This window comes from Nonomuraea sp. NPDC049784 (genome assembly GCF_040659615.1).
In the GTDB taxonomy this organism is placed as follows: Bacteria; Actinomycetota; Actinomycetes; order Streptosporangiales; family Streptosporangiaceae; genus Nonomuraea.
Genome location: NZ_JBFAMX010000935.1, coordinates 1 through 2,884, shown reverse-complemented (window position 1 = coordinate 2,884; position 2,884 = coordinate 1). Strand labels below are relative to the sequence as shown.

Annotated in this window: 3 protein-coding genes; all 3 read left to right on the top strand. The window is 72.7% G+C overall.

Features of this window, described 5'->3' with window-relative positions; genetic code table 11:
* Positions 1–979 (top strand): Gfo/Idh/MocA family oxidoreductase (locus tag AB0J09_RS61285; RefSeq protein WP_360713247.1); only part of this gene is annotated, 979 nt, incomplete at its 5' end.
* Positions 976–1,977 (top strand): LacI family DNA-binding transcriptional regulator, encoded by a 1,002-nt coding sequence (locus tag AB0J09_RS61280; protein WP_360713245.1) that lies wholly within the window; start codon positions 976–978, stop codon positions 1,975–1,977. The genes AB0J09_RS61285 and AB0J09_RS61280, both read left to right, overlap by 4 nt.
* 152 nt (positions 1,978–2,129) lie before the next feature.
* On the top strand, positions 2,130–2,884 hold a 755-nt coding region (locus AB0J09_RS61275; protein ID WP_360713243.1), incomplete at its 3' end, for a LacI family DNA-binding transcriptional regulator.

Genomic DNA, 2,884 nt, shown 5'->3' with positions numbered 1-2,884 from the left:
GTGCTATTCCGTTCTGACCGGCCTGTACGACCTGGACGCCGCCCGCGCCTCCGAGGTGGCGAGCCGCCACGGGGTGCCCAGGACGTACGCGTCGCTGGAGGAGCTGCTGGCCGACGAGCGCGCGGCCGTCGTGGACATCGCCGTCGCGCCGCAGGCGCAGCCCGGCATCGCAAGGGCGGCGCTGGCGGCGGGCAAGCACCTGCTGTGCCAGAAGCCGTTCGCGCCGGACGTCGCGACCGGGCGGGGCATCGTCGATCTGGCGGCCGCGAGCGGCCTGAAGGTCGCGGTGAACCAGCAGCTCCGCTTCGACGAGGGCATCGCCGCCGCCCGCGCCATGGTGCGCGCGGGGTGGATCGGTGAGCCGACGGCGATGACGTTCACCGTGAACATCCTGACCGACTGGAGCGCCTGGGACTGGCTGGTCTCCACCGACCGGCTGGAGATCGTCTACCACTCCATCCACTACCTGGACGCGATCCGCTCGATCCTCGGCGACCCTGAGCTCGTCTTCTGCACCGGCAGCCGCACGCCGGGACAGGCGGCCAAGGGTGAGACGCGGACGATGAGCACGCTGGTGTACCCGGGCGACGTGCGGGCGCTCGTCCACGTGACGCACGAGAACCACACGGGCGACCAGGAGGCGTCCTTCCGCATCGACGGCACGCAAGGCGCGATCAAGGGCACGCTCGGCCTGCTGTACGACTATCCGCACGGCCGCCCCGACACCCTGTCCGTGAACAGCCGGGAGCTGCCGACGGACGGCTGGCTGGCGTACCCGGTGACCAGGCGCTGGCTGCCCGACGCGGTCGCCGGGCCGATGGGGTCGCTGCTCAGGGCCATCGCGGAGGGCGGTGAGCCGGCGACGTCCGGCGCGGACAACCTCGGCACGCTGCGCCTGCTCGACGCCCTCTACCGCTCGATGGACACCGGCGAGAGCGTGCGCCTCTGCCTGGCGGACAGCGGCGAGAGAACGGCATGAAGAGCTCACGGGTCACGCTGGCCGACGTCGCCGCCGTCGCGAAGGTCGACCGGGCCGTCGTCTCCCGCGTCATCAACAAGGACCCCACGCTCAGCATCCGGCCGGAGACGCGGGAGCGGGTGCTGGCGGCGATCGAGGAGCTCGGCTACCGGCCCAACGTGGCCGCGCGGAGCCTGCGCACGGCCCGGGCCCACATGTTCGGGCTGTTCATCCCCGACTTCGCCAACCCCGTCTACGCGGAGATCATCAAGGGCGCGGAGGCGGAGGCGGCCGCCGAGGGGTACGTGCTGGTCACCGGCAGCGCGTCGAGCGCCGCGCTGGGCGATTACATGGACCGGATCGGGCAGGGCCGCATCGACGGCCTGCTGCTGGCCGGCACCGGGGACGAGTCGGGGCTCATCAGCCAGCTCGACCGGGCCGCCATCCCGTGGATCATGCTCAACAACCGCAGCAGGAGCGTCAAGCGGTACGTCATCCTCGACGACGCGCGGGCCGCCGCGCTGGCGGTCGAGCACCTCGTACGCCTCGGCCACCGCCGTATCGCCCACCTCGCCGGCCCGTCCCGCGCCGACACGGCAACGCGCAGGTCGGCCGGCTACTCGGCGGCGATGCGCGACGCGGGCCTGCCGGAGGGCCCGATCGTGGCGGCCGACTACACGCCGGCGGGCGGGGCGGCGGCGATGGCCCGGCTGCTGGCCGCTCCCGAGCGGCCGACGGCGGTGTTCGTGGCCAACGTGGCCTCCGCGATCGGGGCGATGGAGGGCGTGCGTACGGCCGGGCTGGAGATCCCCCGGGACGTCTCCATCGTCGCCGTGCACGACCTCGAGCTGGCCAGCTACCTGCACCCTCCGCTCACGACGGTGCGCATGCCGCTGGGCGAGCTGGGCCGCCGCGGCGTGACCCTGCTGGCCAGCCTGAAGCCGGACGACACGGTGGCCGAGGTGCTGGCCGGGCCGATCCAGCTGATCCAGCGTCAGTCCACCGCTCCCCCGCCGTGAATCATCACTGACCCGTTCTCCGCGCTCGAACAGCGACGTCGGGCGCGGCCGGTTCCCTCGGGTTTGGGACGTCCGATTCCACCCCATTGACAGCCCCGCAAAGCGGACCCTAGGTTGTGCGAAACGTTTCGATCCAGAAAACCGGCAGTGGGATGTCTTCGATACGTGACGTGGCCGAGCGGGCGGGGGTCGCGGTCAGCACCGTGTCCGCCGCGCTCAACGGCACCCGTCCGGTGGCGGCGGACACCAGGCGGCGCATCGAGCAGGCCGCGGCCGACCTCGGATACCGCCCGAGCCTGCTGGCCCGCGGCCTGCAGAGCAAGCGCACCCGCATCCTCGCCCTGCTGTACCCCGCCCCGCGCAGCGGTTTCGGGCTGACCGAGATGCAGTTCGCCACCGGCGCCGCCGAGGCGGCCCGCGAGCTGGGCTACCACCTGCTGCTCTCCCCCGAGCACGCCGACCCGGTCGAGGAGCTGCGCCACCTCACCGGCCTGGGGCTGGTGGACGGCGTGCTGCTGATGGAGGTCGGGCTGGACGACGAGCGCACCGACTACCTCATGGAGGTCGGGGTCCCGTTCAGCATGATCGGGCGGACCCGCGACCCGGGCTCGATCGACCACGCCGACATCGACTTCGCGGCCACGGCCAGGCAGGCCGTGGCGCACGTGGCCGGCCTCGGGCATCGCGAGCTGGCCTTTTTCAACGTCTCCGCCGACGCGTACGCGGCGCAGTACGGTCCCGCGATCCGTGCCGGAGCGGAGTTCGCCGAGGCCGCCCGCGCGGCCGGGATCGGGTTCGTGGACGACTTCCGGCCGGGCTCGGCCGAGGAGGGCAGGGATGCGTTCGAACGGCTGGTCGCGGCGCATCCGGACGTGACGGCGCTGGCGGTGATGGACGACCACGCGGC

Coding starts and splice junctions, on each gene's coding strand:
- AB0J09_RS61280 (WP_360713245.1), top strand. CDS start 976: ATGAAGAGCTCACGGGTCACGCTGGCCGACGTCGCCGCCGTCGCGAAG.